The organism is Rhizobium sp. RU35A (assembly GCF_900156005.1).
GTDB lineage: Bacteria > Pseudomonadota > Alphaproteobacteria > Rhizobiales > Rhizobiaceae > Neorhizobium > Neorhizobium straminoryzae.
This window is the reverse complement of sequence record NZ_FTMR01000004.1, coordinates 64,269-91,176: the sequence shown is the minus strand read 5'-3', so window position 1 is coordinate 91,176 and position 26,908 is coordinate 64,269. Positions and strand designations below refer to the sequence as shown.

At 62.9% G+C, this 26,908-nt stretch carries 24 protein-coding genes; 13 read left to right on the top strand and 11 right to left on the bottom strand.

Annotated elements, in window-relative coordinates; translation table 11 throughout:
* Positions 1–6: 6 nt before the first annotated feature.
* The gene (locus F3H95_RS11040; RefSeq protein ID WP_149746006.1) at positions 7–729 is read right to left on the bottom strand and encodes a GntR family transcriptional regulator; all 723 of its coding nucleotides are present in this window, start codon (positions 727–729) and stop codon (positions 7–9) included.
* Positions 730–824: 95 nt separating this feature from the next.
* Here F3H95_RS11040 and F3H95_RS11035 point away from each other — a divergent pair, with 95 nt between their 5' ends.
* From F3H95_RS11035 to F3H95_RS11015, 5 genes are read left to right on the top strand one after another with little or no spacing between them, the layout of a single operon-like run.
* Entirely contained in the window at positions 825–1,910 is a 1,086-nt protein-coding gene (locus F3H95_RS11035) for an amidohydrolase family protein (protein WP_244617976.1), read from the top strand.
* A complete protein-coding gene (locus F3H95_RS11030) occupies positions 1,907–2,800 on the top strand; it encodes a VOC family protein (RefSeq protein WP_149746005.1) in 894 nt (297 codons plus the stop codon). Before F3H95_RS11035 ends, F3H95_RS11030 begins: the two co-directional genes overlap by 4 nt.
* Before the next feature lie 33 nt (positions 2,801–2,833).
* Positions 2,834–4,414, top strand: coding sequence for a bifunctional 3-(3-hydroxy-phenyl)propionate/3-hydroxycinnamic acid hydroxylase (locus F3H95_RS11025; protein ID WP_149746004.1), 1,581 nt, complete (start codon positions 2,834–2,836; stop codon positions 4,412–4,414).
* 40 nt (positions 4,415–4,454) lie between these two features.
* Positions 4,455–5,771 (top strand): MFS transporter, encoded by a 1,317-nt coding sequence (locus F3H95_RS11020; RefSeq protein ID WP_149746003.1) that lies wholly within the window; start codon positions 4,455–4,457, stop codon positions 5,769–5,771.
* A gap of 36 nt (positions 5,772–5,807) precedes the next feature.
* Positions 5,808–6,650 (top strand): fumarylacetoacetate hydrolase family protein, encoded by an 843-nt coding sequence (locus F3H95_RS11015; RefSeq protein WP_149746002.1) that lies wholly within the window; start codon positions 5,808–5,810, stop codon positions 6,648–6,650.
* A gap of 151 nt (positions 6,651–6,801) precedes the next feature.
* Here F3H95_RS11015 and hydA read toward each other — a convergent pair whose 3' ends face one another.
* From hydA to F3H95_RS10990, 5 genes are read right to left on the bottom strand one after another with little or no spacing between them, the layout of a single operon-like run.
* Positions 6,802–8,229 (bottom strand): dihydropyrimidinase, encoded by a 1,428-nt coding sequence (gene hydA, locus F3H95_RS11010; RefSeq protein WP_149746001.1) that lies wholly within the window; start codon positions 8,227–8,229, stop codon positions 6,802–6,804.
* A gap of 15 nt (positions 8,230–8,244) precedes the next feature.
* On the bottom strand, positions 8,245–9,510 hold the full coding sequence (locus tag F3H95_RS11005) for a cysteine desulfurase-like protein (RefSeq protein WP_143127261.1): 1,266 nt from the start codon (positions 9,508–9,510) through the stop codon (positions 8,245–8,247).
* 31 nt (positions 9,511–9,541) lie between these two features.
* Positions 9,542–10,291 carry an amino acid ABC transporter ATP-binding protein gene (locus F3H95_RS11000; RefSeq protein ID WP_149746000.1) on the bottom strand — a complete coding sequence of 250 codons (750 nt, stop codon included), beginning with the start codon at positions 10,289–10,291 and terminating at the stop codon, positions 9,542–9,544.
* Complete coding sequence (locus F3H95_RS10995; protein ID WP_149745999.1) at positions 10,291–10,962, bottom strand: amino acid ABC transporter permease; 672 nt, start codon at positions 10,960–10,962, stop codon at positions 10,291–10,293. Before F3H95_RS10995 ends, F3H95_RS11000 begins: the two co-directional genes overlap by 1 nt.
* Before the next feature lie 59 nt (positions 10,963–11,021).
* The gene (locus F3H95_RS10990) at positions 11,022–11,819 is read right to left on the bottom strand and encodes a transporter substrate-binding domain-containing protein (protein WP_149745998.1); all 798 of its coding nucleotides are present in this window, start codon (positions 11,817–11,819) and stop codon (positions 11,022–11,024) included.
* A gap of 157 nt (positions 11,820–11,976) precedes the next feature.
* Between F3H95_RS10990 and F3H95_RS10985 the strand changes: the two genes are divergently transcribed.
* Positions 11,977–12,675, top strand: coding sequence for a FadR/GntR family transcriptional regulator (locus tag F3H95_RS10985; protein WP_149745997.1), 699 nt, complete (start codon positions 11,977–11,979; stop codon positions 12,673–12,675).
* A 151-nt stretch (positions 12,676–12,826) separates the two neighbouring features.
* Here F3H95_RS10985 and F3H95_RS10980 read toward each other — a convergent pair whose 3' ends face one another.
* The 4 genes from F3H95_RS10980 to F3H95_RS10965 all read right to left on the bottom strand — a co-directional run bounded on the left by F3H95_RS10980 (position 12,827) and on the right by F3H95_RS10965 (position 16,145).
* Positions 12,827–13,732, bottom strand: a complete 906-nt coding sequence (locus F3H95_RS10980; protein ID WP_149745996.1) for a dihydrodipicolinate synthase family protein — start codon at positions 13,730–13,732, stop codon at positions 12,827–12,829.
* 26 nt (positions 13,733–13,758) lie between these two features.
* Entirely contained in the window at positions 13,759–14,634 is an 876-nt protein-coding gene (locus F3H95_RS10975; RefSeq protein WP_149745995.1) for an SMP-30/gluconolactonase/LRE family protein, read from the bottom strand.
* An 83-nt stretch (positions 14,635–14,717) separates the two neighbouring features.
* On the bottom strand, positions 14,718–15,431 hold the full coding sequence (locus F3H95_RS10970; protein ID WP_149745994.1) for a FadR/GntR family transcriptional regulator: 714 nt from the start codon (positions 15,429–15,431) through the stop codon (positions 14,718–14,720).
* A complete protein-coding gene (locus tag F3H95_RS10965; protein WP_143127253.1) occupies positions 15,432–16,145 on the bottom strand; it encodes a ribonuclease activity regulator RraA in 714 nt (237 codons plus the stop codon).
* Positions 16,146–16,346: 201 nt separating this feature from the next.
* Here F3H95_RS10965 and F3H95_RS10960 point away from each other — a divergent pair, with 201 nt between their 5' ends.
* From F3H95_RS10960 to F3H95_RS10930, 7 genes are all read left to right on the top strand, one after another.
* Entirely contained in the window at positions 16,347–18,296 is a 1,950-nt protein-coding gene (locus F3H95_RS10960) for an ABC transporter substrate-binding protein (RefSeq protein WP_149745993.1), read from the top strand.
* A 117-nt stretch (positions 18,297–18,413) separates the two neighbouring features.
* Positions 18,414–19,400, top strand: coding sequence for an ABC transporter permease (locus F3H95_RS10955; protein ID WP_149745992.1), 987 nt, complete (start codon positions 18,414–18,416; stop codon positions 19,398–19,400).
* 11 nt (positions 19,401–19,411) lie between these two features.
* On the top strand, positions 19,412–20,533 hold the full coding sequence (locus tag F3H95_RS10950) for an ABC transporter permease (protein WP_149745991.1): 1,122 nt from the start codon (positions 19,412–19,414) through the stop codon (positions 20,531–20,533).
* A 10-nt stretch (positions 20,534–20,543) separates the two neighbouring features.
* Positions 20,544–22,268 carry an ABC transporter ATP-binding protein gene (locus F3H95_RS10945; protein ID WP_188134359.1) on the top strand — a complete coding sequence of 575 codons (1,725 nt, stop codon included), beginning with the start codon at positions 20,544–20,546 and terminating at the stop codon, positions 22,266–22,268.
* The gene (locus F3H95_RS10940) at positions 22,265–23,482 is read left to right on the top strand and encodes a mandelate racemase/muconate lactonizing enzyme family protein (RefSeq protein ID WP_143127249.1); all 1,218 of its coding nucleotides are present in this window, start codon (positions 22,265–22,267) and stop codon (positions 23,480–23,482) included. Before F3H95_RS10945 ends, F3H95_RS10940 begins: the two co-directional genes overlap by 4 nt.
* A 9-nt stretch (positions 23,483–23,491) precedes the next feature.
* A complete protein-coding gene (locus tag F3H95_RS10935) occupies positions 23,492–24,679 on the top strand; it encodes a galactarate dehydratase (RefSeq protein WP_149745990.1) in 1,188 nt (395 codons plus the stop codon).
* Entirely contained in the window at positions 24,615–25,583 is a 969-nt protein-coding gene (locus tag F3H95_RS10930) for an aldose 1-epimerase (protein WP_149745989.1), read from the top strand. Before F3H95_RS10935 ends, F3H95_RS10930 begins: the two co-directional genes overlap by 65 nt.
* 162 nt (positions 25,584–25,745) lie before the next feature.
* Here the strand turns inward: F3H95_RS10930 and F3H95_RS10925 are convergent, their stop codons facing one another.
* A complete protein-coding gene (locus F3H95_RS10925) occupies positions 25,746–26,798 on the bottom strand; it encodes a substrate-binding domain-containing protein (RefSeq protein ID WP_188134358.1) in 1,053 nt (350 codons plus the stop codon).
* Positions 26,799–26,908: the final 110 nt, after the last annotated feature.

Sequence of the window (26,908 nt, the reverse complement as noted above, 5' to 3'; positions counted from 1 at the left end):
TCAATCCTAAAGCGCCGCTGCCTTGCCGTGCAGCGCAGCGGCGTTCTTCAGATCCTCCAGAATGAAATCGGCGGTCTGGCTGTAATGGTGTTCCAACAGTCTCACGGCCTCGCCGACATCCCGCTGCAGCACGGCTTTCAGGATGTCGGCATGCTCCTGCGCCACATTGCGGACCCGAAAGGCCTTGCGGCTGGAAAGCGCCCGATAGCGCTGCAGCCGGTCGGCCAGCTGTTCGCAAAAGCCGATCAGCGGCCGTGACCCGCAATTGCCGATCAAAAGCGCATGGAAGATCCGGTGAAGACGCTCCCATTCCGGACTGTTCTCGAATTTTTCCGGATCGAGCGAACGCGGGGTGCGCTCCAGGCGGTGGTGGGCGACCAGCAGCGCTTCCTCCCACTCCGGGGTTGCATTGGCCATGGATTCCTTCAGTGCCAAGCCTTCCACCCAGCGTCGCGTCTTGGTCAGTTCCCGAAGCTCCTCGAGGCTGACGGGTTTCACGAAAAAGCCGCGCTGCTCCTTGCCGATGACGAGATCTTCGGTCGTCAGCCGGTTGAGCGCTTCCCGAAGCGGCGTCTGGCCGGCGTCGTAATGCTCGGTCAGAAAGCGCAGCTGCAGCTTCCGGCCGGGTTCCAGACGCGTTTCAAGAATGTCCGTCTTCAGCCGTTCGTAAACGCTGGTCGCCAGCGTTGCCGGGCTCTCGCTGGATTTGGCTTGCAGCTCCGTCGTCATGTTTCCCCATTCCATTTCGCCACTCTTTCTATACATCTTTGTCGTTCCAAAAAAAATTTATAAATTTTGCCTTGCGATGAAGAAATATCCAGAATATGACGAAGGAAAGCTGGGAGGCGGAGATGATGGCGGAGAGGTTGAAGGAGAGCGGGATCCATACGGGTGGCTGCGCATGCCGTGGGATCGACATTCACTGCCATGTGGTGCCGGGCCGGTTTCCGCTGCCGTCGCTCGGTCAGCCCACCCGCGGCTGGCCGTCTGTTGTGCCTGCTGATGCCTGTCATGCGACGGTCGTCATCGACGACAAGCCCTATCGCACGATCAGCGATGCCTGCTGGGTGGCAAGCCGCCGGATCGAGGACATGGACCGGATGGGCATCGCGGTGCAGGCCCTGTCGCCGATGCCGGAACTGTTCGGCTACTGGCTCGATCCGCATGCCGCCAATGATCTCGTCCGCTATGTTAACGACACGATTGCCGCGTTGGTGGTGGAAGGGCAGGGCCGCTTTGTCGGTCTTGCCGGCGTGGCCTTGCAGGATATCGACCTTGCCATCCGCGAACTGCATCGCGCCATGGGCGAACTCGGCCTTCGCGGCGTGGAGATCGGCAGCAACATCAATGGCGCCGTGATCGGCGATCCCCGGTTCTTCCCTTTCTTTGCCGAGGCCGAACGGCTGGGAGCCGCCGTCTTCGTCCATGCGGTGCGTCCCGCCGGCATGGATCGGCTGGTGGGGCCTGCCGCGCTGCAGCAGGCGCTCGCCTATCCGACGGATGTCGGGCTTGCCGCGGCCTCTGCCATCACCGGCGGGCTTCTTGCCACGTTTCCTCGATTGAGGATTGCGTTCAGCCATGGCGGCGGCACACTTCTGTCGCTGCTGCCCCGGCTGCAACAGGCGCATGCCTGCTTCCCGGCGCTCAAGGACAGCATGGCATCCTCTCCCGTTGAGCTGGCGCGCAGGTTTTACGTGGACAGTCTGGTGTTCGACACCGAAACGCTGCGACGCCTCGTTGCCGTTTTCGGCGAGGACCGCGTGGTGATCGGCACGGACTATCCCTTCAATTTCCGGGAGGCTGACCCTCTCGCCCGGCTGGAGGAAGCCTTCGATCGGCCTGACCTCCGGCAAAAGCTCACCGTTGACAACGCATCCGCATTCCTGGCGCTCGAAGAGGCATCCCGATGACAGACTTTCCGATCACGGCGCTGCGCAGCGTGGAGATCTCAACGCCCGATCTGCCCGCTTCCGTCGATTTCTATACCCGCATCTGGGGGTTGGAACAGGTCGGCGAACATCAGGGCAAGGTGTTTCTGGCGGCAACCGGCGACGATTTCCATGTCCTGGAACTGAAGGCCGGCGACGCTTCCGAACTGCGCAAGATCACCTTCCGCGTCCGTGCCCGGGACGAGCTTGAGGCGTTGCGGACCCGCGCGGCGGATTCGGGGTGCGAGATCCTGCGCGACATCGGTCCGGCGGACGGTCCGGCGGGCGGCATCCGCCTTGTGATCCGCGAGCCGCAGGGCTCGGTTCTGGAATTCGTGCATGGCGACAGGCGGCGGGAGGGCAGGGGCGTGGCCAACCGGGTCCAGCGGCTGGCGCATGTCAATATCAACAGCACCGCCATCGAAGCGCTTTCGGCATTCTATCGCGATGTTCTCGGCTTCCGCCTGACCGACCGGTCCAAGATGATGGCCTTCCTGCGCTGCAATGACGATCATCATGCCGTGGTGCTGGCTGAGGCGCCGGTCAATGGCCTCAACCACATTGCCTTCCTGATGCCTGATCTCGAATCCGTCATGCGGGGCTCCGGCCTGGTGGTCGACAAGGGTCATCCCATCGGTTGGGGCGTCGGGCGCCACGGTCCGGGTGACAACGTGTTTGCCTATTTCGTCGATCCCCATGGCGTTGTCATCGAATACACCGCCGAAGTGCTGCAGGTCGATGATGACTACCGCGTCAAGGGACCGGACGAATGGGTCTGGCCGCCTGGCCGTACCGATCACTGGGGCATCGCCCCGCCGAAGAGCGAGGCCTGCAAGAAGGCCCAGCTTGCCGTTCCCTTCGCCCGCGCCTGATGCCTTGCCCTATTCGCTGAAGAGATCCTTGCCGTGACTGACAATACCCTCTCTCCCGAGACCTATGATGTCCTCATTTCCGGCTTCGGCCCGGCCGGCGCGGTGGCTGCCGGCATGCTCGGCGCCCGCGGACACCGGGTTCTCGTGGTCGACCGTCTGACGGACATCTATGACAAGCCGCGAGCCATTGCCATCGACCACGAAATCCTCCGGCATTTCGACAATATGGGCATTGCCGAGGAGGTGATGCCCTTCATTGCCCCCTTCACCGCTTCCGAACATTTCGGCGCGCAAGGACAACTGATCCGCCACATCGACATGGTGCCACCGCCCTATCCGCTCGGCTACACACCGAGCATGGTGTTTACCCAGCCGCCGGTCGAGGCGGTGATGCGCCGGCATGCGGACAGCTTCGACAACGTGACGATCGAACTGGGAACCGAACTGACGGCCTTCGATGCCGGTACCGAGCGCGTGACGGTGACTTTGAAGACGGCGGAGGGCGCGACGCGCAATGTTGCTGCGCGCTATCTCATCGGCTGCGACGGTGCTTCCAGCCGCGTGCGGGAGCTTGCAGGTATCACGCTCGAAGATCTGGTGTTCGACGAACCCTGGCTCGTCATCGACGTCAAGGTCCACGAGGAGGCTCTTGAACGGCTGCCGCAAAGCTCGGCGCAATATTGCGATCCCTCGCGCCCGGCAAGCTATGTGATGGGGCCGGGCAACCATCGTCGCTGGGAAATCATGCTGCTGCCGGGCGAGGATCCGCGCGTCATGACCGAAGCGGAGAATGTCTGGCGCCTGCTGTCGCGCTGGCTGACGCCGGACCAGGGTGAGTTGTGGCGCGCCGCAGCCTACCGGTTCCATGCGCTGGTCGCTGATGACTGGTGCAAGGGTCGCGTGGTGATCGCCGGTGATGCCGCGCATCAGCAGCCGCCCTTCATCGGTCAGGGCATGTGCCAGGGGCTGAGGGATGTCGCCAATCTCGTCTGGCGTCTGGACCGCATCCTGAAGGGTGCTTCCTCCCATGCGCTGCTCGACACCTATACCGTCGAGCGCAAGAAACACGTGCAGACGCTGACCGGCAGGATCAAGGCCATCGGTCAGGCGATCTGCGAGCGTGATCCGCAGGCCGCCGCCGAGCGCGACGCGCGCATTCTGGCCGATGGCGGCGGCAAGCCGCTGAGGCTGACGCGGCAGGATATCGTACCGCCGCTGGAGGAGGGCCTGATCGCCGCCGAAGGGGTTCCGGCGCGGGGCCTGCTGTTCCCGCAGCCGGCGGTGCTGACGGAGGACGGTGACCAGTTGCTCGACAGGCTGACCGGACCCGTCTGGCGCCTCGTGCTCGATGCTCGCCACGTGACGGCAACCGATCTTGCCGGCCATGCGCCCCGTTTCCCGGACATCGATACGCGGCTCATCGCGCCGGCGGATGCCGCAACGACTGACGCCGCCGTCCTTCGCGAACGCGACGGCGTTCTGGCTGCCTGGTTCGACAGGCATGGGGCCATCGCCGCCGTCGTGCGCCCGGACCATTACGTCTACGGCGCCGCATCCGATCTCACGCACATTCAAGACCTGCTCGAAGCTGCCTGCACGGCCATCTCGGCCTGAGCGGCTTCAAAAGGTGTGATCCGTCATTCTGGAGGAGAACATGACGACCATTCCGCACACGCAGATATCACAGACCCAGACATGGCGTCCCTACGCCGTGCTTCTGCTTCTGTTCCTGTTTCAAACGCTCAATTTCTTCGACAAGCTGGTGTTCGGCCTTTCCGCCGTGCCGATGATGAAGGAACTGGCCATTTCGCCGCAGCAGTTCGGCCTGATCGGCAGCAGCTTCTTCCTGCTGTTCTCGATTTCGGGTGTGCTGGTCGGTCTGTTCGTCATCGGTCGCGTGCCGGTCAAATGGATCCTCGTCGCCCTCGCCGCCATCTGGTCCCTCACGCAGATCCCGATCTATTTCACGAGTTCCATCACCGTTCTCGTGGCCTGCCGCATCCTGCTCGGCCTCGGCGAGGGGCCTGGCCTTCCCACGGCGCTGCATGCCTGCCACAACTGGTTTGCGGCCGACAAGCGCTCCGTGCCGAGTGCCATCGTGCTGCAGGGCATCAGCGTCGGTCTGCTCGCGGGTGGGCCGCTGCTGACCTACATCATCGTCACCTATGGATGGCGCACCGGCTTCCTGTTCTGCGGCCTGATCGGCCTTGTCTGGATCGTCGCCTGGCTGATGATCGGCGGCGAGGGCCCGCATGCCACGCCGCATGTCGAGAAGGGACCTCAATCTGACCAGTCGCCGGTTCCCGCCGCAAAACTGTGGCTCGATCCGACCGTGATCGGCGTGATCCTGATGTCGACGATGTCCTACTGGATCGTTGGGATGTCCGCCACCTGGCTCCCCCCCTTCCTGCAGCAGGGCCTCGGCTATTCGCAGACGCAGACCGGTTCGATCATCTCGGCGGTCTACGTCTTCCAGTCGCCGCTCCTCCTGCTCGGCTCGTGGATTGCCCAGCGCATGCTGCAGAAGGGTGTCAGCAAGCGGGTGACCCTCGGCAGCGCCTCCGGCTATGCGCTGCTGATCAGCGGCCTGGCGCTGGCGGCCTCGTGCTATGTCAGCGGTCCGCTGCAGCTTGCCTGCATCGCCATTGCCTTTGCCGCGCCGAGCCTCACGACGATCTATGGCCCGATCACGCTCGGGGCGATTGCACCGGCCGTGCAGCGCGGCCGCCTGATTGTGGTGATCTATTCGGCCAACGCTGCGTCGGCACTCGTCTCGAATGCGCTGACGGGCACCATCGTCCAGGCGGCGGGGCCGGATCATGTTTCGGCAGGCTATGCCAATGCCATGCTGTTCACGGCCGCCATCCTGATCCTCGGTGCGATCTCCGCATTCGCTCTCATCTTCCCGGATCGGACGATCGAGCGCTTCCGCCGGATCAGCCACCTTCCCGACCAGATGCAGCGGTCGTGATCGACGCCCCTCACCGTTCCGACAAAGGAGACTTCCATGAGACTTTCGACCGTCACGCTTGCGGGACGCCCCACCTGGGGCGTCGTCGAGGGCGACACCTTTCACGACACCGGAGCCGTTCTGGCCGCGCGCTACCCTGACCTGAAGTCCGCCGTCACTGCCGGTCTGGAGGGGGTCGCAGAGGCCGTGGCGTCGGCTGCAACGACACCCATTTCCGAGGTCACGTGGCTGCCGGTCATTCCGAACCCGGACAAGATCATCTGTGTCGGCCTGAACTACGAGATGCACCGTAAGGAAACCGGCCGCGCCGAGGTTGAGCATCCGACGATTTTCGGACGTTACGCCAACAGCCAGACAGGCCATCTGGCGCCGATCGTGCGTCCCAAGGTCTCGACCCATCTCGATTTTGAAGGCGAACTCGCCGTCATCATCGGCAAGCCGGGTCGTTACATTTCCCGCGCCGACGCCATGGACCATGTTGCGGGCTATGCCTGTTACAATGACGGCAGCATCCGCGATTTCCAGTATCACACCCACCAGTTCACGCCGGGCAAGAATTTCCCCGATACCGGCGCCTTCGGTCCGTGGATGATGACGCCGGACGAGCTTGGTCCCCTGCCGGAACTTCGCCTGCAGACACGCCTGAACGGTGTGGTGGTGCAGGATGCGACCTTCGCGCAGATGATCTTCGACATTGCCCGCCAGATCGAATACTGCTCGAGCTTCACCCGGCTGGAAGCCGGCGACGTGATCGTCAGCGGCACGCCGGGCGGGGTTGGCGCCAAGCGCAATCCGCCGCTGTGGATGAAGCCCGGCGATGTCGTCGAGGTCGAGATCGACCGGCTCGGCACGCTGCGCAACATGGTCGTCGAGGAATAGCCGCGAGGCCGAGCGGACTGCCGCTGTGGCAGCGGAACGGTCCGCTCCAGCATCGACAGGCGACGACGGGAAACTGTCATTCCCGTCGCGTTAACGCATCTGATCCAGCCCCTCACGACATGCTGTGCCGCCGTGGGTTGTGCAAGAGGCGTCAGACCGAGGCGTCCGGCTTCTGCTGACGCACCAGGACGGATCTGTCTCGCGGCAGATAGATGCCTGTCGTGCCCTCCGCCACCATTGCTCCAGAGGCCATGACGGTACGGCCGCGGACCAGGAGGCGGACGGGCCAGCCTCTGACCTCAAGGCCCTCATAGGGCGTGTAGTCGGCGCCATGGGCCAAAAGGTCATTGGTGATCCGGACCCGCTTGTCCGGGTCCCACAGCGTGATGTCCGCATCGGCGCCAACGGCGATCGTTCCCTTTCGCGGATAGAGCCCGTAGAGTTTGGCGTGGTTGGTGGATGTCTGCGCCACGAACTGGTTGAGGGTGATGCGACCCTTCATGACGCCCTCGGAAAACAGGATGGGCAGGCGGGTTGCAACGCCCGGAATGCCGTTCGGAATCCAGCGGAAATGCCGCTTGCCCTTCTCGTTGAGCTTGCCCTCGGCATCGTCATAGCGAAACGGGCAGTGGTCAGAGGAAAAGAGGTCGAACACATCCTGTTCCAGCCCCTCCCAGCAGGCTTCCTGGCTCGCCTTGTCACGCGGGGGCGGCGAGCAGACATATTTGGCGCCTTCCAGGGCGTCGCGGTCGAGGTCGTCGGCGGTCAGCATCAGATATTGCGGACAGGTTTCCCCGGCGATCTTCTGGCCGCGCTGCCGCGCCCGGCGGATTTCCTCCATTGCCTCGCGATTGGACACATGCACGATGACGATGGGGACGTCGACGATTTCCGCAAGTGACAGAGCGCGGTGCGTTGCTTCCCGTTCCGCGGGGATCGGGCGCGTTGTCGCATGATAACGCGGAGCGAGCTTGCCTTCCTCCTCGTGGCGGCCGATCAGATAGCGGATGGCATCCTCGTTCTCGCAGTGAACCATCACCAGGGCGCCGGTGCGACGGGCAGCATCGAGTGTGGCGAGAATCTCGTCGTCGCGCAGCCGCAGGCCTTCATAGGTCATGAAGACCTTCAGCGACGTGTAGCCGTCCTCGACAAGGGCCGGCAGTTCCTGTCCAAGTACGTCCGGGGTCGGATCGGTGATCACCAGGTGGAAGGCGACATCCACATGGCACCTGTCCTCCGCCTTGCGATGATATGCCTTCAGTGCCTCGCGCAGCGTCTGGCCTTTTTCCTGCATGCAGAAGGCCAGGACCGTGCTGTTGCCGCCGATGGCGGCGGATCGCGTGCCAGTGTCGAAATCATCGGCCATCACGATCCCCTCGCCGGAGGGCTGGGCGAGGTGCACATGGCTGTCGATGCCGCCGGGCAGCACGAACAGCCCGGCGGCATCGATGATGTCTGTCGCGTCCTCAAGCCCTGAGGCAAGAGCCACGATGCGGCCATCTCTTATGCCGATATCGCAGACGAAGGTATCGCTTGCGGTTGCAACGGTTCCATTGCGGATGATCGTGTCGAAACGCATGGGTCAGGGTCCCTCTTAACCGGCCTTGGCAAGCCCCGTATCCCCGGAGAGAATGCGGTCGAGCGCCGCGGTAAAGCGATCGACCTCCTCCAGCGTATTGTAATGCACCATGGAGACGCGCAGCATCCCGCCGTGGTCGGTGAGATCGAGATATTCGGCCAGCCGCCGCGAGTGGAAGTCGCCGAAACGCATGGCGATGTTTTCCCGGTCCATGGCAGCGCAGAGATCTGCGGCATTGCGCCCGTCGAATCGGAAGGCGATCGTGGGAACGCGCAGGCTTCCGCGATTCCGGCTCTGGCCGATGATGCGGCAGTCGTTGCGGGAGCGCAGATAGGACAAGAGCCGTTCTGTCAGCCTGTCCTCATGGGCGGTGATTGCCGTGAAGGCCGTTTCGATGCGGCTGCGAATGCTGCCGTCATTTCCGGCCATGGCGCCGAGTGTCGCAAGGTAATCGACGATCCCGCAGGTGGAATAGGCCAGCTCGTAGTTCGGATTGCCCGGCTCCAGCTTTCCCGGAACCTTATCCTTGCCGTAGAAATAGTGATAGAGCGTATCCAGTTCCAGCAGATGCTCGTAGCGACCGTACATCAACGCATAGTGCGGCCCATAGGTCTTGTAGAGGCTGAAGACGTAGTAATCCGCATCGAAGGCCTGCACGTCGACCAGCCGGTGTGGCGCATAGGCTACCGCATCCACGCACAGCCGGGCGCCGCGTGCATGCACGAAATCGGCAATCTCGCGGATGGGATTGATGGAGCCCAGGATGTTGGAGGCGTGGGTGACGCAGACCAGGCGCGTGCGCTCGCTCATCAGAGGCTCGAGATCGGCAAGGTCGAGCGTCAGCGTGTCCCTGTTCAGCGGCCAGACCTTCAGCCTCACCCCATTGGCCTGGAGGCGATCCCAGGGGCCGATGTTCGATTCATGATCGCTGATCGTCACGATGATCTCGTCGCCTTCCGCAAGCTGGCTTTGCATGGCGCGCGCCAGGTTCTGCAGGAGGGCGGTGGTCGAGCTGCCGAACACGATTTCTTCCGGCCGCCTTGCGTTGACGAGATGCATGGCGGCCGTGCGCGCCTCGTAGAGCGCCTTGGCCGCGTTCTGCGAGACTTCGTAGGAGCCGCCGATCTGGACATTGCGCTCGATCAGGAAGCTGTTGATCCGCTCCAGCGCGCCCTTGAGGATCTGCGAGCCGCCGGCATTGTCGAAGAAGGTCCAGCCTCTGTGAAGGCCCGGAAACTGGCTGCGCACGAAGCCGAGATCGAGGGATGGGGTTTCTGCCATGGAATGTTGTCCTCCGGGGACCTGATTGTTTCTAGTGATTGAGTACGGCGCGCAGGAAACTGCGGGTGCGCTCTTCGCGGGGGGTGTCGAAGATGGTCGATGGCGATCCCATCTCCACCAGACGTCCGCCATCCATGAAGATGACGCGGTCCGCGACCTGCCGGGCAAAGCCCATCTCGTGCGTGACGACGACCATGGTGACGCCCGTTCCGGCCAGGCGGCGCATGACATCGAGAACTTCGCCGACCATTTCCGGATCGAGTGCGGATGTCGGCTCATCGAAGAGAAGGACCTTCGGCTGCATGGCAAGGGCGCGGGCAATCGCGACGCGCTGCTGCTGGCCACCCGACAACTGGCCGGGATATTTGTCGGCCTGCTCGGCAATGCCGACCCGCGCCAGAAGCTCGCGGGCCTTTTGGGCGGCCTCGGCCTCCGGCATGCCGCGCACCCGCATGGGCGCCAGCATGACGTTTTTCAGTACCGTCATGTGCGGAAACAGGTTGAAGGACTGGAACACCATGCCGACTTCTGCCCGCACCTTTGCCAGCGCAGCACCCGGCTCCACCCGGATGCCGTCGACCGTGATGGTGCTCTCCGGCGAAAAGGCTTCCAGGTGATTGATGCAGCGGATGAGGGTGGACTTGCCCGATCCGGACGGCCCGATGACGCAGACCACCTCGCCCTCGGCAATATCGAGATCGATGCCGTGCAGCACGGTGAACGTGCCATAGGATTTCACCAGTCCGCGGACGGAGATGATGGTTCGTGCGGTGACGGTCATCAGCGTTTCCCCCGGCTGAAATGCGTCTCGAGCCGCGACACCACGGCCACCATGGGCCACAGAAGCAGGACATAGATTGCGGCAGCGCCGATCAGCGGCGTCGGGTTGGCCGCAAGCGCCTGTGCCTGCGTTGCCTGCTTCAGCAGGTCCGGCATGGCCACCACCGAGGCGAGCGCGGTGTCCTTCAGCACGTTGATGCAGTTATTGGTCAGCGGCGGAATGACGATGCGGATCGCCTGCGGCAGGATGACATCCACCATGGTGTGCCGGTTCGACAGGCCGAGCGCCGCCGATGCCTCGAACTGTCCATGCGGGATGGCCTCGATCCCGGCCCGGAAGATTTCCGCGGTATAGGCGGCGGATACAAGCGACAGCGCCGTGACCGCCGAGAAGAAGGGGGACAGGCGGATGCCGACGAACGGCAGCGCATAGTAGACGACGATCAGCAGGACGAGCAGTGGAATGGACCGGAACACATCCACATAGGCGCGGATGAAGAGCCGGATCACGGCCGGGCTATAGAGGCGCGCCACCGCCAGCACGAGCCCGCCGATCAGGCCGGCAACGATGCTGACCAGCCCGATTTCCAGGGTCACGACGAGACCCCACAGAAGCTGGGGCAGGCTTTCGAGGAAAACCCCCGCATTGAAGAAGGTATTGACGAGATTCATGCCGTTCTGGCTCCATAAAGCCGGCGGACCCTTGGCGGATCCGCCGGCGCATCAAGCCCTTACTTGCCCTTGGGCATGTCGGCGACCATCACGGTCGAGGTCGAGGCTTCCGCCTTGGCGCCGAACCACGTCTCGTGCAGCTTGGCGATGAAGCCTTCCTTCTTCAGCGACGTGATGACGTCGTTGACCTGGGTGGCCAGCGGATCGCCCTTGTTGAACATGATCGAATATTTCTCGCCGGTCGGGATGCGCTCGACGACCTTCAATTCCGGCTTGTCCTTGACGTAGTAGAGAAGCGCCGGGATATCGCTGATATAGCCGTCGATCCGGCCGGCGACGAGGTCGAGCATGGCGGGCGACAGGCCTTCGAAGCGGCGGATGTCGCCGAACTTGTATTCGCCCTTGTTCTTTTCCGCCCACATGTCGCCGGTCGATCCGGTATCGACACCGACGACCTTGCCGCCCATGTCCTTCAGGCTCTTGATCCCGGATTTCGCAGTCGCCGTCAGCGACTGGTCGCTGTCGTAATAGGGCTGTGCGAAGGAGACGGATTGCAGGCGCTTCTCGGTGATGGTGATCGAGGATACGGCCATGTTGATGCGGCCCGACTGGACGGCCGGGAAGAGACCGTTGAAGGGCGTATTGACGAATTCCACCGACTTGCCGAGGCGCTTGGCAATTTCGGTGACGAGATCGATCTCGAAGCCCACCACCTTGCCGCTGGCATCCTGAAACTCCCAGGGAACGTTGCCGATGTTGGCGCCGACGGTGAGATCGGCAGCCTGCGCCGTCTGCAGGCCGAAGAGAGAGGTGAGGCCGGCCACGAGGGCGGCGGCGAATGTAGTCACGCGTGTCATGAGGTTCCCCTTGTTATTTGATGCGCGATGTCACATACATTGGTCTAACTGGTCAGACCAGTAAGGCCAGACAAGCACGGCTCTTGGCGCTTTGCAAGATGGTCTGTAGAAAATAGATTGCTCCGACACGAGAGACGGGCTGCGGGAACGGCAGGACATGCTCAACAAGACGCTTTTGCCGCAGACGGTGGCACGGGAAATCCAGACGATGATCCAGACCGGTGCCCTGAAACCGGGGGAGCGGATCCAGTCGCAGCGCGAACTGTCGGAGCGGTTCGGCGTAAGTCGCGCCTCCCTGCGGGAAGCCTTGCTGACGCTTGAAACATTGGGGCTCGTGAAGACGGAGGCCGGGCGGGGCACCTTTGTGACTTCGCCTGCCGACCGGGCCGCCGGCCCCTCCGCGCACATGGCGCCGTGGCGCTACTCGCAAAGCTATTCGGCCTTCGACGTATTCCAGACCCGTATCTTTCTCGAGGGGGAAATTGCCCGGCTTGCCTCCGGCCGCCTGACCCAGCGGCAGCTGAGCGAGATGGAGGCGGCAACGGAAACCATGGAGGAATGCTGGGCGAAGCAGGATGTTCTCTCGAACGTCGAGGCCGATCTCTCGTTTCACGCGACCATCGTGTCCGCCTGCTCGAACCAGATGCTGCAGGCCTTGTATCAGACCGTGCGGGACCTGATCACCGAGACGCAGCGCCAACCGATCCCGATGACGGATCCGGAGCGGATGCGCGAATCGATCGCGGAGCACCGCCGCATCATCGAGGCCCTGCGCGCCAATGACGGTGCGGAGGCAAGACACGCGATGGAAACGCATATCCGCAACACCGCCCGCTGCGCGGGGCTGAACCCGTGAACCGGACCACATTCACCATCGCCCTGGCGGGGGGCTTTGCCTTGCCTGGCAGTGCGTTGACCGGCTTACGGGCGTTTGCGTTGCAGGCATGACCAAGGCCGAAGAACCGACCCGTTCAAGGTTCCCCGCCCGTTTGGCCGTTGCAATGTGATCAGCCGAGCAAGCCCCAGGTTTCGAGAAGGCCCGCCAGTTCCTTGCGGTCGGCGGCATCCAGATGCGGCAGGCCAGGGACGCGAACGGGCCCGACCGGTACACCCATCATGGCCACCGCCTCCTTTACCACCGTCACATTTGCACCGTTGCGATACTTGGTGCGCATGCGCTCGAAAGCTTCTATCCGTGAGACTGTCGCGCGTGCAGCCTCGAAATCGCCCTTCTGCAATGCCGCCAGGACCATCAGTGAGAACTGGGGCGCGACATTGACGAGGCCGGAGGTGAAGCCCCTGGCGCCGACGGCCGCAAACGCGGGCGCCCAGCTTTCGGCGAGGCCACAGACAAAGATCGCGCCGGCGGGATCCGCTGCTGCGATGGCCCGCGACAGGAGGATCAGATCGGTGGTGGCAAACTTGATGCCCGCGACGTTTGCGTGGCCTGCGAGTCGCACCATGTCGTCGACGGAGAAGCCCTCCGCGCGGACATAGGCGACAAGCGGCAGCGGCGAGAGGTCTGCGAGGTTCCGGAAATAGTCGATCTGCGCATGGGGCGCGGCAAAGGGATCGACCGGCTGATGCGACATGACCGCGGCCGCTCCCAGATCCCTGGCCTGCCGTGCCATCTCCGCGGCCTCACGCAGCGAGCGACCGATCGCGGCTGTGACCGGCGCCTTGCCCTCGACGCCAGCAATCGCGGCCTTGTAGACCGCAAGAATTTCCGAGGGCGTCAGCGCGTAGAACTCGCCGGTGTTTCCGGCGGCGACGATATTGTGGATGCCGGCATCCGCCACCGTCCGGTAGACCTTCGCCGTTACTGCCGGCTCGACATTGCCCTGCGCATCATAGGCTGTCACGGGAACGCCGGAGATGCCCTGAAGCGCGGCCTTGATCATGTCCATGCTCATTGAAGTCCTCTCGTTGCTCTGCGGCATCAAATGGGAAAGCGGGGAACAGGAACGCCGGGAACCTCGACCTCGAAGGCAATCACGCTGCCTTCCTCGTCGATGAGGCCGTCCTTGCGGCGAAGGCTCGTCACATAAAGGGTGCGCATGTCCGGTCCCCCGAAACATGGCATTGTCGGGCCGCTGACCGGGAGTTGATAGACTTCGACAATCTCTCCATCGGGCGAAATCCGGTTGAGCTTGCCGTCCAGGACGCCAGCGCTCCAGTAGAAGCCGGCCATATCCGTTGCCGCCCCGTCCGGCCGCCCCTCGGCATTGGTAAAATCGAGAAGGCGCCGGGGTGGCCCGAGGCTGCCGCTTTCGGGATCGAAATCGAAACTCTGCAGGAACTGCTGGCTGCTGTCGGAATGGAACATCGTGCGCCCGTCCGGGCTCCAGGCAAGGCCGTTGGAGGTCTTTAGTCCGTCGAGGGCCTGCGTGAAGCGGCCGTCGGGGGCAATCCTGTAGAGGCGTCCATTGGTCGTCTGCGGAATGGTCTCATCCCGGGTTCCCACCCAGAAGTGACCGTCCGGCCCCACCTTGCCGTCATTGAGCCGGCTCTTCGGCCGTCCGCCGTCCGGGTTGCACAGAAGTTCGAGCGCGCCGCTGGCCGGGTCCATCAGGTGCACACCGGTCTGAAGGGCAACGGCGATCCGGCCGCTGTCACACAGGGCAAGACATCCGATCAGCGCCGGCATGCGAAAGAAGGACTCGCGACCATCAGCATGGATGCAGACGACCGCCGGGGCGAGAATGTCGACGAGCCACAGATCGCCGGTGCGATCATCCCAGGTGGGAGACTCTCCCACATGCAGTGGCGTCCGCAGCACATGGCGGGCTTCTGGATGAACAATGGTTGACGGCATGACTTCCCCCCATCCGGTACGGCGCTGGCGCCGCCGGTCCTGCAGCAGCCCTCCCGGCTGCTGCCTGTGATCAAGAGTTGGTGTCACACACCCTGGAACATGCGTGCCCGTGCATTCAGGATATGCGTCTTCATTGCCGTATGCGCCTCTGCCTCCCGACGATCGAAGATGGCCTCAACGATGGCCGCATGCTCGTCCTGGACCGCACGCACATGGGCAGTTGTCCGCTTCAGGCTCAAGGTCCGGGTCACCGACATGCCGATCGCGATATGGGGCTTGAACCATTCGCGCACCAGCGTGTGAAACTGGTTGCCGGTTGCCAGAGCCACTGCATCGTGAAAGGCCTGGTCCTCATCGGCTCCGAGATCGTTGCGCTGGAGACATCGCTCCAGCGCCTCGAAGGTTGCTTCGATCCGCGCCTTGTCCTGCGGCTGCCAGTTGCGCGCCGCAAGCGCTGCCGCCTCCGCTTCAAGACCGGCGCGAAACTCGAAAAACCGCTGTACATCGGCCAGAGAACCAACGGGCACCTGGGTCAATACGGAGGAGTCTGGTCGCTGGCGAACATAGGAACCGGAGCCCTTGCGGGACACGATGAGTTCGTCGTTGCGCAACCGTTCCAGTGCCTCGCGCACGACGGGGCGCGAGGCGCCAAGCATGCCCGCAAGACTGGTTTCGGATGGCAGACGCTCATTCACGGGAAAACGCCCATCGGCAATCATCGCCACGATCTTTTCGTAGATGATGTCGCTGAAGCGCGTCTGGTTGCGCGCGGGGGCGATCAACTCCGGTTTGTCCATCTACCGTCCCTTTTCCCGCCGCCAGGCGGCATACTCTTCCTCGGCCTCCGCGTTGGGCGGATAAAGACCGAAGATGCCGCGTCCCGCTTTCACCTTCTCCTCCACGAAATCCTCGAACACCGTCTGTTCGAAGGCCTCGTTGGCGACGTCTTCGGCAATCGCCGAGGGAACCACCACGACACCCTCGTCGTCGCCAACGATAACGTCACCAGGATAGACGGCGACATCGCCACATCCGATCGGCTGGTTGATGTCGAGTGCATGATGGCGGATCAGGTTCGTGGGCGCCGATGGCGCCGCGTGATAGGCGGCAAACGGCAGCTTGGCAATATCGGGCGTGTCCCGGAAACCGCCATCCGTCACCACCCCGGCCACGCCCCGCTTCCACAGACGGGTGACCAGAATGCCGCCTGCCGATGCTGCGGACGCATCCTTGCGGCTGTCCATGACCAGAACCGCGTCCGGCGGGCATTCCTCGATGGCGCGGCGCTGCGGATGCGATCTGTCGTTGAAGGCGCCGACGTGATCGAGATCCTCGCGCGCCGGAATGTAGCGCAATGTGAAGGCTTCGCCGACCATGCGAGGGGCTTGTGGATTAATCTTGTGAATGCCGCGGATGAACACATTGCGCAGCCCACGCTTCAACAGAACCGTGGTCAGTGTCGCCGTGGAAACAGCCTTCAGCTTGTCTCGAGCGCTGGCAGATAATGGCATGTCTTTCCTCCCGCAGGCCCTCTCAACCGGACCCTGTTGGTGCTTACGCATATTCATCCTGTAAAAATCTGTCAATACTTGTCATCATCTGAAAAGCTGTCTATGGTCCACCCGCCGGCCTTGGAGGGGCCGTGCCGGACGATGGCTTGGGAGAGCCGTCCTGTCGTCTGGCCTATCGAGGGATCGCGGGAGGAGAATGCGATGCACGAAAAGGATTCACACGCAGGCGGCGTCACGCGCCGTGGCGTTCTGGCCGGTATGGGGGCCGCAGCAGCCCTCTCGATTGCCCCGCGCGGTGCATTTGCCGCAGCGGCAAAGGAGGCGCCGCAGCTGGCAGCTCTTGTCAAGGACGGCAAGCTGCCGCCACTCTCCGAGCGCCTTCCGGCCAGTCCGTTGGTCGTGAAACCGTTCGAGAAGGTCGGCACTTATGGCGGCAGTCTCCGCCGCGGCCTGCGCGGTTCGTCTGACCACAACGGCATCCTGCGCATGGTCGGAAATCAGGGGCTGGTGCGCTGGAACATGGAATTCACCGAGGTTCTGCCGAACCTTGCCGAAAAATGGGAAGTGAACGACAACGCCACGGTCTTCACCTTTCATCTGCTGAAAGGGGTCAAATGGTCTGACGGCCATCCCTTCACGGCCGATGACGTCGTTTTCGCCATCGAGGACTGCGTGAAGAACAAGGAATTGTACAGCGCGACGCCTGCCCAGCTTTCGGTCGCCGGCAGGGCGGTGGTGGTCGATAAGGTCGATGACCATACCGTCAGGTTCACCTTCGCCGCGCCGAACGCGCTTTATCTGGAAAATCTGGCGACGCCGCTTGGCCAGCATCCGACGCTGTTTGCCAAGCACTACTGCAGCAAGTTCCTGCCGAAATACAATGCCAGCCTCGATGCGGAGGTGAAGGCGGCCGGCGTTTCCAGCTGGACGGAGCTCTTCCGCGCCAAGTGCGGCGACATCGAAATCCCGTCGCGCTGGTCCAATCCAGAAAAGCCGGTGCTCGATCCCTGGGTTGTCAAGGAGCCCTATTCCGGTGGCGCGACGCGCGTGGTGATGACCCGCAATCCGTATTTCTGGCAGGTCGACACCGAAGGCAACCAGTTGCCCTATATCGACGAGCTGAACTTCGGGATCAGCCAGGATGTCGAATCGCTGATGCTGAACGTGATTTCCGGCAAGATCGATATCCAGGAGCGCCATATCAGCGTGCTGGCCAACAAGCCGACCCTGTCGCAGAACATGCAGAAGGGCGGTTACCGGCTGCTGTCGCTGGTGCCATCCGCTGCGCAGCAGTGCCAGATCTACCTGAACATCACCCACAAGGACGCGGCGATACGCAAGATGTTCGCCGACAAATCATTCCGGCAGGCGCTTTCGCTCGGCATCAACCGGCAGGAAATCATCGATATCGTCTATTTCGGGCAAAGCGAGCCCTATCAGGCGGGACCGCGCCCCAGCCATCCCTGGTATCACGAGAAGCTGGCACGGCAGTTTACCGAGTTCGCTCCGGACAAGGCCAATGCCCTGCTGGACAAGGCGGGCTTTGACAAGAAGGGCGCGAACGGCATTCGCCTGCGTCCCGATGGCCAGCCGGTCTTCTTCGCCATCGACGTGATCCCGACGCTCTATCCCGACCTCGTGGATACGCTGGAACTGGTGAAGTCGCACTGGGCGAATATCGGCGTTGACGTAAAGGTCAACACCATCGAGCGTGCCCTCTACTATACGCGCGGCGATGATAACGCGCACGACGCCGCCGTATGGCCCGGTCCGGGCGGGCTCGATCCGATGCTCGATCCGCGCGATTTCTTCGCCTTTCACCCGCAGGGCAGCCGCTACGCCATTCCGTGGACGCTGTGGTACACCTCCAACGGCGCCAAGGGCGAGGAGCCGCCGGAAAGCCAGAAGAAGCGCTTCAAGCTGTTCGACGAGGCCCGCTCCACGGCCGATCTCGACAAGCGCGGCGCCATCATGAAGCAGCTCTTCGATATCACCGCAGACGAGTTCGAAACCATCGGCGTCTGCCTCGCCGTCGGCGGCTTCGGCGTGATCCGCAACAATCTGCGCAACGTGCCCGAAAAGCAGCCGGACAGCTGGTCCTGGCCGAACCCCGGTCCTGCGCTTCCGCAGCAGTTCACCTTCACGAGCTGAGCCTGACACGCCGGCGCCGTCCGCAGGCGGGCGGCGCCCCATTCAACACCGCTTCATCGGCTGCCCGGGCTTTGTCCGTGAGCCGTTTGACCGGACGGATGTCTGCGAGTGCATGCCATGTTGAAATTCATCACCAAGCGGCTGCTGTGGATGATCCCGTCCCTGTTCGCCGTCAGCTTCCTGGCCTTCGTGCTGATCCAGTTGCCGCCGGGCGATTACGTCACGACCTATATTGCCACGCTGGCGGCCTCCAACGAGATCATCGACCAGAATACGGCCGCCAGCCTGCGCGAGCGCTTCGGGCTCGGCGATCCGATGCTGGTTCAGTATTTCAAGTGGATCTGGGGGATCGTCACCCGCGGCGATTTCGGCATTTCCTTCGAATGGCAGCAGCCGGTCTCCGGCCTTATCTGGGAACGCATGGCACTGACGCTGGTGCTGGCGATCGCCAGCCTGCTTGCGACCTGGGCGATCGCGCTGCCGATCGGTGTCTACTCGGCCGTGCGCAAATACTCCATCGGCGATTATGCCTTCACCATCTTCAGCTTTTTCGGGCTTTCCGTCCCGTCCTTCCTGCTGGCGCTGGTGCTGATGTATGTCGCGGCCGTCGAGTTCGGGCAGGATGTCGGCGGGCTGTTTTCCCATGAATTCGAGGCGGCCCCCTGGAGCATCGCCAAGATGCTGGACCTTCTCGCGCATCTCTGGCTGCCGGTGATCATTCTCGCCGTCTCGTCCACCGCAAGCCTGATCCGCGTGATGCGTGCCAACATGCTGGACGAGTTGCCGAAGCCCTATGTGACGACGGCCCGTGCCAAGGGGCTTTCGGAATTCAGGCTGCTCACCAAGTACCCGATGCGCATTGCGCTCAATCCCTTCATCTCCACCATTGCCTGGCTGCTGCCGAACCTGATCTCCGGCTCGGTGGTCGTCGCCATCGTGCTCAACCTGCCGACCGCCGCGCCTTTGTTGCTCCAGTCGCTGATGGCGCAGGACATGTATCTCGCCGGCGCCTTCGTGCTGCTGATCTGCGCGCTCACCCTGATCGGCTCGCTGATTAGCGACATTCTTCTTGCGCTGGTCGATCCGCGCATCCGGCTCGAATAGGACACGCGACCATGGTTGATATCGCCATTACCAGCATCCAGCCGGATCGTGCCGCCGTTGCCTCGCAATGGCAGCTGATCTGGTGGGCCTTTCGTCGCCACCGCCTTGCCATGGTGGCACTCTGGGTCACCGTTGCCATGTATCTCGTGGCCCTCGTTCCCGGCTTTTTCGCCGTCAACGACCCGAACCAGCAGAACGCCAGAGCGACGTTCCATCCGCCGCAACCGATCCATCTGATCGATACCAGCAACGGCTTTTCGATCGGTCCCTATTTCCATCCCCTGAAGCTGACGCGCGATCCGCAGACGCTCGCCGCGATCTTTGCAGAAGACCGGAGCCGCAAGGTGCCGATCAGCCTGCTGGGACGAGGGTACGACTATTCGGTTCTGGGGTTGTTCAACACCAGCATTCACCTGTTTGCCTCGTCCGATCCGCGCCAGCCGATCTACCTGTTCGGCGCCGACCGACTGGGGCGCGATGTCTACAGCCGCGTGATTCAGGGGGCACAGATCTCGCTGTCGATCGGTCTGGTCGGCGTGTTCATCTCGCTGATGCTCGGCATCATCCTCGGCGGCATCTCCGGCTATTATGGCGGGCGCCTCGATTTCGTCATGCAGCGCATCATCGATTTCGTGCTGTCTTTGCCAACCATTCCGATCTGGCTGGCCATGGCGGCAGCACTTCCGCAGGGCTGGCCGGCGACACTGCAATACATGATGATCACCATCATCCTGTCGCTCACGGGCTGGGCACAGCTTGCCCGCGTGGTGCGTGGCCGTTTCCTGTCGCTGCGCACGGAAGAATTCGTGGCGGCCGCCCGTCTCGACGGCGTCTCGGAGGGCCGCATCATCTTCCGCCACATGCTGCCGAGCTTTTCCAGCCACATCATCGCCTCCGTCACGCTTGCTGTTCCGGCGATGATCCTGGCCGAGACGTCGCTGTCCTTCCTCGGCCTTGGCCTGCAGCCGCCGACCATTTCCTGGGGGGTCTTGCTTCGCGAGGCGCAGAATATCCGCTCGATTGCCACGGCCCCCTGGCTGTTCATGCCGGGACTGGCGGTCGTCGTCGCCGTCATGGCGCTCAATCTGCTCGGCGACGGTCTGCGCGATGCAGCCGATCCCTACAACAAGTGAGGGCCGGATGATGTCCGATATACTCCCGATGCCGGCCCGCAAACCCCTGCTCGAAGTACGCAACCTCGTTACCGAATTTCCAATCAGAACCGGTGTATTCCGGGCGGTGAATGACCTTTCTTTCTCGATCGACGCCGGCAGGACGCTCTGCGTGGTTGGGGAAAGCGGCTCTGGTAAATCGGTGACGGCGCGCTCCATCCTGCAGATTGTCGATGCACCCGGCCGGATCGCTTCCGGGTCGATCATGCTCAACACAGCCGACGGTCTGTCCGTCGACCTTGCGAAGCTCCATCCCCGCAGCAAGGCCATTCGCGCCGTGCGTGGACGCGACATCGCCATGATCTTCCAGGAGCCGATGTCATCTCTCTCTCCGGTTCATACGGTCGGTGACCAGATCACCGAGGCCCTTCGCCTGCACATGAAGATGACGAAGGCAGAAGCGCGCGCCGAGGCAATCAACCTGCTGCGGCAGGTGGAAATACCCAATCCCGAACAGGCCATCGATCGCTACGCCTTCCAGTATTCCGGCGGCATGCGCCAGCGTGCGATGATCGCCATGGCGCTTGCCTGCAAGCCGAAGCTTCTCATTGCCGACGAGCCCACGACGGCGCTCGACGTGACGACGCAGGCGGAAATCCTCGACCTGATTGCAAGGCTTCAGAAGCAGACGGGCATGGCCGTGCTGTTCATTACCCATGACATGGGGGTGGTCGCGCAGATCGCCGACGACGTGCTGGTGATGCATCACGGCGTGGCCAGGGAATACGGTCCGGTCGAGCAGATTTTCCACGCGCCGCAGGACGATTACACGAAGATGCTGATCGGCTCGGTGCTGAAGCTGGAGCAGAAGGCGGAGATCCGGCTTGCCCGCGCGCCCTTGGACCGAACAGCCCAACCGATCCTTGAGGTGCGCAACCTTTCGCAGCACTTCGGCAGCCTGAAGGCTCTGGACGATGTCTCGATCTCGCTGCTGCCCGGCGAGACGCTCGGCATCGTCGGCGAAAGCGGCTCCGGCAAGACCACCATGGGCCGCGCCATCATGCGGCTTTATGATCCGACGGCCGGCGAGATGCTCTATCGCAAGGCCGATGGCGGCGTGGTCGATCTGGCGCGGATCGAAGGTGCGGCCCTGAAGGAGGCGCGCCGGGAACTGCGCATGGTGTTCCAGGATCCGTTCGGTTCGCTCAATCCGCGCATGACGGTTGCCCAGGTCATCGGCGAGCCGCTGCTGGTGAACGGCATTGCCAGGGGCAAGGAACTGGACGAGCGGGTCAGCCATCTGATGGAACAGGTGGGGCTTGATCCGCGCGGGCGCGAACGGTACCCCCATGCCTTTTCCGGCGGTCAGCGCCAGCGCATCGGCATTGCCCGCGCGATCACGCTCAGCCCTCGCATCATCGTTGCCGATGAGGCAACTTCCGCGCTGGATGTCTCGGTGCGCTTCCAGGTGCTCGATCTCCTGATGAAACTGCAGGACGAACTGGGGCTCGCCTACATCTTCATCAGCCACGATATCGGTGTCATCCGCTACATGTGCGACCGCGTCGGCGTGATGTATCGCGGCAAGATCGTGGAAGTCGGCGATGCGGACAAGGTCTGCAATGCACCCGATCATCCCTATACCCAGGCGCTTCTCTCCGCCATTCCGAGGCCCGATCCGCGCGATCGGGATCGCTCCCGCCGTTTCCGCTACACCGAACCCACCCCTGTCAGAAATGGGAGTTCCGCCCGATGAAGATTACTGCGATCCGCACCTTTCTCATGCATGCCGGTCAGCCGGATCCCTCCAAATGGGCATCTGACGGTCACACATCCCACATCACCCAGCACAAGCTGGAGGGCACCCGCAACTGGCTGTTTCTCAAGATCGAAACGGACGAGGGGGTCACCGGGATCGGTGAGTGCTCCGGCTGGCCGCGCGTCATCGAAACCGCCATCAAGGACCTGGCGCCCCTCTTGATCGGCGAGGATCCCGCCCATATCGAAAAACTCTGGCAGAAGATGGCGATCGCCATGATGGGGCATGGCATGCTCGGCACGGTGGGGGCCGGTGCCATGACTGGCATCGACATGGCGCTCTGGGACATCAAGGGCAAGGCGCTCGGCGTGCCTGTCTGGATGCTGCTCGGCGGCAAGGTGCGCGACCGTATCCCGATCTATTCGCATGCGAATACACCGGAGCGGGCACTGGCCGTCAAGGCGCGCGGCATCAAGGCCATCAAGTGCGGCGGCGTGTCCAATCCGGTCAGGAAGGTTGCCGCACTCCGCGAGGCCGTGGGGGACGAGATCGACATTGCCATCGACCTGCACGGCCCGCCGTGGATGACGCCCGCTGACGCCTGCCGTCTGGTACGTGCTCTTGAACCTTACGAACTGCTGTGGGTGGAAGACCCGATCGCCCCCGACAATGTGGAGGGTTACCGCCGCATCCGCGATGCCGCCCACATTCCGCTGGCGTCGGGCGAACGCACCGCAACCATCTTCGGCGAACGCCAGTTGATCGAACAGGAACTGGTGGATGTCATCCAGCCGGATACGGGCAGAGCCGGTGGTATCACGCAGATGAAGAAGATCGCCGCCATGGCGGAGGCCCATCACATCCAGATGGCGCCGCATTCCGGCTCGCTTGGTCCCGTCGCGGAATATGCTGCCCTGCACGTGCTGGCCTCCATTCCGAATGCGCTGATCCTCGAGCGGATCGATGACGACTGGGAAGGGCGACCGCACACCATCGTGCCGCACCCCGTGCAGCGCGATGGCTTCCTGACCGTTCCGGATGCGCCCGGTCTCGGCTGCGATATCGATGAAGAGTTCGTGGCGCGCTTCCCGAGCGAGGGCAATCTCTCCGTGCCCGTGCAGGAGAGCGCCAATTCCTACAATCCCGGCACCTATGGCGAACGTCTCTATGTTCAGACACGCCTGCAGCGCCGCACCTATTTCAGTGCATGAGGCAGGGACATGAAGATTGACCGCATGCGGGTCTACGTCACGCGCGACAAGGATCGTCCGCGCGTGATCGTTGCCCTCGACACCGATGATGGCCTGACCGGTTGGGGCGAATGCTACAATCACGGCCCGGATCTCGCGCTGCCGCCGCTGCTCGACTACCTCTACGGCTTTGTTGCCGGGCAGGACCCGGCGCGGGTGGAATACCTCGTCAACCTGCTCATCCAGCAATGCCGCTTTCCGCCGGGCGCTCTGGGACTTGCTGCCATCTCCGCCATCGACCACTGCCTCTGGGATCTGGCGGCGAAGGCCGTTAACGTGCCGGTCTACAAGCTGCTGGGTGGCGCGGTACGCGACAGGATCCGCGTTTATGCAGGCGTTTACACGGCGCCGGATGCACCGGCAGCGAGAGACGAGTTCGACCGCCTGAACGAGGAATGGGGCTTCACCGCCTTCAAGCTCAGCCCCTGGCGTATCGACATCCACACCCATCGCTGGGGCGAGGTCATCCGCTCCTCGGCCGACTATTTCCGCTCCCTTCGGGAAACCGTGCGCGCGGATTACGAGATCGCCTTCGATGCCCATGCCAAGATTTTCGAGCCGGCAGCCGCACGCCAGCTCGGCAATGCGCTGGCAGCCTATGACCCGCTGTTCTTCGAGGAACCGCTCCGGCCGGAAAACATCGAGGCCTGGGGCGACCTGAAACAGGGGCTCAACTGCACGCTCGCCACGGGGGAATCCCTCTACAGCCGCTTCGAATTCCTGCGCCTGCTGCAGGTGAAGGGCGCCGACTGGATTCAGCCGGATATCTGCGTCGTGGGCGGAATTTCGGAAATGCGCAAGATCGCCGTTCTGGCGGAGGCGCATTTCGTCAGCATGGCCCCGCACAACCCGATGGGGCCGCTGGCCACGGCGGTCAACGTTCACTTTGCTGCGGCGACGCAGAACTTCCGCATTCTCGAATACCGCCTGCCCAGAGGCCAGTGTTACGTCTATGGCGGCACGCAGGTGGAAAGCCGCGAGGACGAGACCCGCTACGTCGTGGATCCCTACCTGCCGAAGGATGGCTATCTTGAGTTGAGGCCTGAGCGTGCGGGCTGGGGCGTCGAGATGGACGAAAAGGCGATGCAGGACGATGGCTACGTCCATTGGCAGCGACGCGTGCCGAAGCGGCCCGACGGTTCCTATGCCTTTGCCTGATGCGCAGGGGCCCGCGGATCTGGAGATCGGAGCAGGCGGCTTTGTGGCAGCCTTTCGTCCAGGCGCAGGGGGACGCATGAGCCGTCTGGTGCATCCGGCTATCGGTGACGTTGTCGTGCCGATGGACACCCGGAGTTTTGCTCCGTTCGACTGGCCAAAGGCAGGGGCCTATCCCCTGTTTCCCTTCCATAACCGCGTGATCGATGGTGTTGTTGCGTTTGAGGGATGTGAATATCGGATTGCGCCACATCCGGCCCTGGCGCCGGACGCTATCCATGGCCCCGCCCATCGACGGCCGTGGACCGCCGTAGAGCACAGTGCCGACAGCCTGTCGCTGGAACTGGCACATCAAGCCGATGCGGACTGGCCTTTCGATTTTACTGCGCAGCAGCATTTTGCGATCGCCCCGGATCGGCTCCTGGTCACCTTGCGTCTGCGCAACAATGGTCAGGGCAACATGCCGGGTGGGCTCGGCTGGCATCCCTATTTCCGGGCCGCTACGGACCAAAGAGCGGAAACGGATGCGTCTCTTGCCTTTCCCCTTGATGGCAAAGACCTTCCGACAGCTTCAGATGCAATCCCGCGGCCCCCGGGCGCGCTGCCGGCCGCCACGGCCTATACCATCCATCTCGCCGGGTGGCAGACCGCCAGAATAGACATGGCAACAGGGTGGGAGGTTGAAGTGAAAGCCCTTGAGGGGGTGCCACATCTGTCTGTCCACCGGATGAAGGACTATATCTGCATCGAGCCGGTCTCCCACCGAGCCGGGGTTCTCGGCGACCCGGAAAATGCAATCCGTCATGGATTTGGAATGCTGACGCCAGGGCAGATGATCGAGGGCAGGTTTGCGATCATCGTGCAGCCGGCACGTCGTGAGGCGATAGCGGCCTGCGCTGGCTGCTGATGACGCTCAGTGCGCTGCCGGGGAGTGATCTGCACAAACATTTTGGAACGCGCGCGGTGTAACCCCCGCGACCTCATCCGGAGGCGTGATCCGGACGGCGAGGGCGGAATGATCCAGTCTCCGCCCCCGCCGTCGTGTGCGCTCGTGCCGGGGAGGATCGGCTCAGAACGCAGCAGACGGAATCCAGCTGGCGGTCACCGCCGTACTGGTTGAAAAGGCGGGGATCTTCTTCGCCAGTTCCTCGATGGTGTTGACGCCCGCTTCACGAAGATCCTTCTGCGTCACGAGAACGGGATCGACGACGATCTGGTGCGGCACGTTTTCGCCGGCGAGTTGAAGGGCGGCAGCCCGGATGGAGACGGCGCCCACCACGGCCGGATTGGTGGCGGCGGTCGCGACCCAGGGGCTGCCCTTTTCGGTGATTTCCTGGATATCGGCCGTCGAGATGTCGGCGGAATAGATCTTCACCTTGTCGGCGATGCCGAGATCGTTGACGGCCAGCTTCACACCGCGGGCAAATTCGTCATAGGGCGCAAAGACCACCGTGATGTCGGGATTGGCGCGGAAGACGGCCTTTGCCTGATCGGCGGTGGCGGTCGCCGTCGTATCGCTGACAGTGCCGAAGCGCGCCGTCTCTGTAATACCCTTGTTTTCCGCCTTCACCTTTTCCCAGATCTCGTTACGGCGGTCGAGCGGCGCAAAGCCCGCGACATAGACGTAACCGGCCTTGAAGCTGGTACCATTATCCTTCAGCGCCTGCTGCAGAGCCAGTTCCGCCAGCCTGTGGTCGCTCTGTTCGATCTGCGGGATTTTTGGATTGTTGAGGTTGACGTCAAAGGCCACCACCTTGATGCCCTTGTCGAGCGCCTGCTGCACCACGTCGGAGAGCGCTTCCGGCTGTCCGTGGTCGATCACGATCGCCTTGGCGCCCAGATTGATTGCCTGCAGGATCTGTTCCCGCTGCTCGGCCGCATTCTGCCGGCCGGGGAAAATCTGGAGATCGACGCCCAGCGCCTTGGCCTGCGACTGCGCCCCGGCCTGGTAGGCCTGGAAGAAGTCGCCGGCGGAAATGTAGCTGATGAGCGCGATCTTTACGCCCCCCTTGTCGAACGGCGCGGGCGCCCCGGTCAATCCGGCCGCCATGACCGGTGACGCTGCCAGAAGCGCGAGTGCAGCGCCCGCAGGGGACTTCAATGCGTGGAAAAGCGATGTCATGGAACGATCCCTTGTGAGGCGTCTGTCTGGGGACATGCCCGATCGAGACGCGAAAACCGGCTATGCCGCTCTATCCTCAGCGGCGCTCCTATTAATCCATAGTTTTTATA

Coding starts and splice junctions, on each gene's coding strand:
- F3H95_RS11040 (WP_149746006.1), bottom strand. CDS start 729: ATGACGACGGAGCTGCAAGCCAAATCCAGCGAGAGCCCGGCAACGCTG.
- F3H95_RS11035 (WP_244617976.1), top strand. CDS start 825: ATGACGAAGGAAAGCTGGGAGGCGGAGATGATGGCGGAGAGGTTGAAG.
- F3H95_RS11030 (WP_149746005.1), top strand. CDS start 1,907: ATGACAGACTTTCCGATCACGGCGCTGCGCAGCGTGGAGATCTCAACG.
- F3H95_RS11020 (WP_149746003.1), top strand. CDS start 4,455: ATGACGACCATTCCGCACACGCAGATATCACAGACCCAGACATGGCGT.
- F3H95_RS11015 (WP_149746002.1), top strand. CDS start 5,808: ATGAGACTTTCGACCGTCACGCTTGCGGGACGCCCCACCTGGGGCGTC.
- hydA (WP_149746001.1), bottom strand. CDS start 8,229: ATGCGTTTCGACACGATCATCCGCAATGGAACCGTTGCAACCGCAAGC.
- F3H95_RS11005 (WP_143127261.1), bottom strand. CDS start 9,510: ATGGCAGAAACCCCATCCCTCGATCTCGGCTTCGTGCGCAGCCAGTTT.
- F3H95_RS11000 (WP_149746000.1), bottom strand. CDS start 10,291: ATGACCGTCACCGCACGAACCATCATCTCCGTCCGCGGACTGGTGAAA.
- F3H95_RS10995 (WP_149745999.1), bottom strand. CDS start 10,962: ATGAATCTCGTCAATACCTTCTTCAATGCGGGGGTTTTCCTCGAAAGC.
- F3H95_RS10990 (WP_149745998.1), bottom strand. CDS start 11,819: ATGACACGCGTGACTACATTCGCCGCCGCCCTCGTGGCCGGCCTCACC.
- F3H95_RS10985 (WP_149745997.1), top strand. CDS start 11,977: ATGCTCAACAAGACGCTTTTGCCGCAGACGGTGGCACGGGAAATCCAG.
- F3H95_RS10980 (WP_149745996.1), bottom strand. CDS start 13,732: ATGAGCATGGACATGATCAAGGCCGCGCTTCAGGGCATCTCCGGCGTT.
- F3H95_RS10975 (WP_149745995.1), bottom strand. CDS start 14,634: ATGCCGTCAACCATTGTTCATCCAGAAGCCCGCCATGTGCTGCGGACG.
- F3H95_RS10970 (WP_149745994.1), bottom strand. CDS start 15,431: ATGGACAAACCGGAGTTGATCGCCCCCGCGCGCAACCAGACGCGCTTC.
- F3H95_RS10965 (WP_143127253.1), bottom strand. CDS start 16,145: ATGCCATTATCTGCCAGCGCTCGAGACAAGCTGAAGGCTGTTTCCACG.
- F3H95_RS10960 (WP_149745993.1), top strand. CDS start 16,347: ATGCACGAAAAGGATTCACACGCAGGCGGCGTCACGCGCCGTGGCGTT.
- F3H95_RS10955 (WP_149745992.1), top strand. CDS start 18,414: ATGTTGAAATTCATCACCAAGCGGCTGCTGTGGATGATCCCGTCCCTG.
- F3H95_RS10950 (WP_149745991.1), top strand. CDS start 19,412: ATGGTTGATATCGCCATTACCAGCATCCAGCCGGATCGTGCCGCCGTT.
- F3H95_RS10945 (WP_188134359.1), top strand. CDS start 20,544: ATGTCCGATATACTCCCGATGCCGGCCCGCAAACCCCTGCTCGAAGTA.
- F3H95_RS10940 (WP_143127249.1), top strand. CDS start 22,265: ATGAAGATTACTGCGATCCGCACCTTTCTCATGCATGCCGGTCAGCCG.
- F3H95_RS10935 (WP_149745990.1), top strand. CDS start 23,492: ATGAAGATTGACCGCATGCGGGTCTACGTCACGCGCGACAAGGATCGT.
- F3H95_RS10930 (WP_149745989.1), top strand. CDS start 24,615: ATGGCTACGTCCATTGGCAGCGACGCGTGCCGAAGCGGCCCGACGGTT.
- F3H95_RS10925 (WP_188134358.1), bottom strand. CDS start 26,798: ATGACATCGCTTTTCCACGCATTGAAGTCCCCTGCGGGCGCTGCACTC.